The sequence below is a fragment of the Microcystis sp. M49636_WE2 genome, assembly GCF_030065375.1.
Lineage (GTDB): Bacteria > Cyanobacteriota > Cyanobacteriia > Cyanobacteriales > Microcystaceae > Microcystis > Microcystis aeruginosa_C.
Map to the genome: position 1 here is coordinate 1 of NZ_JASJFG010000507.1, position 3,337 is coordinate 3,337.

At 40.3% G+C, this 3,337-nt stretch carries 4 protein-coding genes and 1 pseudogene; 3 read left to right on the forward strand and 2 right to left on the reverse strand.

All coding sequences use genetic code 11. The features are described from left to right. Positions 1-278 precede the first annotated feature (278 nt). On the forward strand, positions 279-845 hold the full coding sequence (locus tag PX484_RS11825; protein ID WP_287766918.1) for a type IV pilin-like G/H family protein: 567 nt from the start codon (positions 279-281) through the stop codon (positions 843-845). On the opposite strand, the pseudogene PX484_RS11830 reads toward PX484_RS11825, so the two are convergent. Continuing rightward, positions 836-961: pseudogene (locus PX484_RS11830) on the reverse strand (IS630-like element ISMae27 family transposase); the annotation flags it as partial. The gene PX484_RS11825 and the pseudogene PX484_RS11830 sit on opposite strands and share 10 nt — an antisense overlap. A gap of 98 nt (positions 962-1,059) precedes the next feature. On the opposite strand from PX484_RS11830, the gene PX484_RS11835 reads away from it, so the two are divergent. Next, on the forward strand, positions 1,060-1,848 hold the full coding sequence (locus tag PX484_RS11835; RefSeq protein ID WP_287766917.1) for a hypothetical protein: 789 nt from the start codon (positions 1,060-1,062) through the stop codon (positions 1,846-1,848). Here the strand turns inward: PX484_RS11835 and PX484_RS11840 are convergent. Then, on the reverse strand, positions 1,845-2,309 hold the full coding sequence (locus tag PX484_RS11840; RefSeq protein WP_002801591.1) for a DUF29 domain-containing protein: 465 nt from the start codon (positions 2,307-2,309) through the stop codon (positions 1,845-1,847). The genes PX484_RS11835 and PX484_RS11840 overlap by 4 nt on opposite strands. A 230-nt stretch (positions 2,310-2,539) precedes the next feature. Between PX484_RS11840 and PX484_RS11845 the strand changes: the two genes are divergently transcribed. Next, positions 2,540-3,337: NAD-dependent epimerase/dehydratase family protein (locus PX484_RS11845; protein ID WP_288103984.1), on the forward strand; the 798-nt coding region annotated here is incomplete at its 3' end.

Below are 3,337 nucleotides of genomic sequence, written 5' to 3' on the forward strand. Positions count from 1 at the left end.
GACAGGGAAATATTCTCTTGGAAAATCTGCGCTCTTGGTTATTTTGGGGATGGGATTTTATCAGTAAACAGTGAACTAAAAACTCACCTCTGATAACAAGGGCTGAATCTCAAACCTAATTTGTGAAGCTGAAAGCCTTGACGTACTCACCTTCTTTTTAGGTAAGGGAATTGCCAGATTCTTTCTTGGAGTCCCTTGCCTATTGCTTTCAGAGGCTGATAGCTGAAATCTCCAAAGCCCAACTAGAAAAATATAGTCAATATTGCCAGGGCCTAACCATGAAATACCTTCTTTTTTTAGCAATTAAATCACAAGGGAAAAAAGCGAGGGGTTTTACTTTAGTAGAATTGTTAGTAGTGGTGATTTTATTAGGAATTCTCTCCGCCGTCGGTTTACCGAATCTATTAGGACAAGTCGCCAAAGGTAGGCAAGCAGAAGCAGTGGCGATACTGGGACAAATCAATCGCGCCCAAGTGGCTTATCGCTACGAAAATGGTACTTTTGCCAGCGTAGAGACAAATCAATTACCCATTAGTGGCATTAACAACGCTAGATACTATACTTTTAGAGATCACACTGTGATGGCTGGCGGTAGTAATACTCCCAATGCTACTCAATCCTCCTATAGAGCGCAGGCACGGCCTCAATTTAATAATGATATTAAAAATTATGCAGGAGGAGTCGGACTGCTGGGAGACGGGCGCGCATTTCCCGTTATCTGTGAGGCTCTAACTCCTTTACAAGATGATGTTTTTTTCAACAATAATAACAGCTGTACCAATGGCACTGCGTTTGGTGTTCCACCGTCGCCTCCAGCGTCGCCATCTGTAATGCCGAGAGGGTAAAGTTTACTTCTTGGGTGATCAAGGGAGTTAAAATTACCCCATGCCAATAAGTTTTTCAAATATGGACAAACTCTCTCAATGGGATTTACTTCTGAACAATAGGGAGGTTGATCAAAGTGATCAGTTTCCCGCTTAATATTCATTTACGAACAGTCTCTAAAATAACCGAAAAACCTTTTATTTTTGTTAATGTTATTGACTTTCGTTCAAAGCTATGCTAGGCGCAAAAAAATCGCTCAATCTATCCCTACTTAAAACTCTTGGTTTAGTCGCCGTTATCGGTGGACTAATCATGGCCATTGTGGAAATGCAACAGGAAAAGGTGAAAACCTTGACCAAAGAAAAATTATTAGAAAGAAATTATAGTCAAGAATCTCGCCTAGAAAATGCTCAGGTTCAGTTATTAAAAAATATGCCAGCTTTTGGCTTTGATAATATGTTAGCCAATTGGTCAATGTTACAGTTTATTCAATATTATGGCGATGGGGATGCTCGCAAGGAGACTGGCTACGGTTTAAGTCCCGATTTTATGGAAATTGTCACTAAAAATGACCCGAAATTTGTCCGCGCCTATTTGATGATGTCCGTCCCTTCTTCTGTCAATGCCGGCAAACCCGAAAGAACTGTTGAAATTATGAATAAAGGTTTATCAAAACTCACTCCTGATGTCACCGATGCCTATTTTATTTGGTTATATAAAGGAGTGGATGAACTATTATTTTTAGGTGATATTCCTGCGGCGAAAAAATCGCATCAAATGGCTGCCGATTGGGCGAAAATTGCCGGTAATAAATTTATCGAAAAATCCGCTAGGGGAACAGTAAAATTTTTAGAAACTAATCCCGATAGTCGCGCTCCTAGAGTCGGTGCCTGGATGTTAGTCTGGCTGAATAGCCAAAACGAAGAAACCCGCAAGTTAGCTAAGGAAAATATCGAAAAATTGGGCGGTAAATTGCTTGTGTTCGGCGATAATCAAGTGATGGCAATTCCCCCGAAGGATTAGGGTTTAGTATATTTTTCATCCTGCCAAAACTTATGATTTAATAAACCATCAATATCCTTAGAAAAAGGACAAATATCGGGAAAATTAGCATCATATTCAATTCGCATATTCTCCACCGCTTCCTGATAACAATTGTCACAAATATCGGTTAAAAAACTGCATAAACTAGGGGAATCGTTAAGGATAGCTTTTAACTGGGATTGACAGCGTTTAATTGTTACTTCCCAACCTCGATAACAGTCGGACAAAGGAAGATAACGCCGTTTTAAAGCCTGTTCAAATAATGTAATTAAATGGTTTTTTAGTTCTCTTTTGTCTCGTCTTCCCAAAGATTCCACCTCCTCGATCAAATTCTCTAAATCAACCTGAGATAAATCCCCAGATTTTAATTGCTTAACCGTTTTCTCTATCCACAAAGCAAAATCTTGATCATAAAGATTTTTTACCTTTGCTAAAGTCATAATTTTGACCTTCTCTGTTGACTAATTACCTTCATTTTACCGAAACTTCGCCAATTCAGACTAAATCCGGTTATTAAAACCTGATTACTTATTCTCCCTATCCCAAGAGTGCCTCTCCTCAACCGATTTAGTATTATAGTTAAGGGATACCCCCAAAACCCAACAACTAACAAGCCACAAACTGCACCGATCGAGGGATAATATAACCTTGATATTGACAATGGCGACTTATGAAAATTTTAATTATGGGTGGAACCCGATTTATCGGTGTTTCTTTGACTAAAGTGTTAGTAGAACAGGGTCATGAGGTGGTATTATTCAATCGTGGCAATAAACCGGCTCCGGTTGCCGGAGTACGACAGATTCATGGCGATCGCACTGACCCAGCGCAACTGAAAGAAAAGCTTAAAAATGAGAGTTTTGAGGCAATTTTCGATAATAATGGCAGAGAATTAAGTGATACTCAGCCCCTCGTCGAGATTTTTGGCGACAGAATCCAGCATTTTGTCTATGTTAGCTCGGCGGGGGTTTATTTAAAATCCGACCAAATGCCCCATAAAGAAGGGGATAAACTAGATCCCAAAAGTCGCCACAAGGGAAAACACGAGACAGAAAACTATTTAAGCGAGATGGGTTTACCCTGGACTTCCATCCGTCCGGTTTATATCTACGGACCGGGCAACTATAATGACCTAGAAGCTTGGTTTTTTGACCGTTTGGTTCGTAATCGTCCTATTCCTATACCTGGTCATGGGGAACATTTTACCCAATTCGGTCACGTTGTCGATCTAGCTAAGGCCATGGCCGCAGTATTGGGTAATTCTCAGGCTATCGGTCAAGTGTATAATATTTCAGGCGATCGCTATGTAACTTTTAACGGTTTAGCGAAAGCTTGCGCGGCAGCCATGGGGAAAAATGCCGAGGAAATCGAGATTGTTAACTATAACCCCAAAAAATTTGACTTCGGCAAAAAGAAACCTTTCCCCCTGCGGGTTCAACATTTTTACGCTGATATTAATAAGGCCACC

Bases quoted from the DNA above. Each gene is read 5' to 3' on its own strand.
- PX484_RS11835 (WP_287766917.1), top strand. From the start codon at position 1,060: ATGCTAGGCGCAAAAAAATCGCTCAATCTATCCCTACTTAAAACTCTT.
- PX484_RS11840 (WP_002801591.1), bottom strand. From the start codon at position 2,309: ATGACTTTAGCAAAGGTAAAAAATCTTTATGATCAAGATTTTGCTTTG.
- PX484_RS11825 (WP_287766918.1), top strand. From the start codon at position 279: ATGAAATACCTTCTTTTTTTAGCAATTAAATCACAAGGGAAAAAAGCG.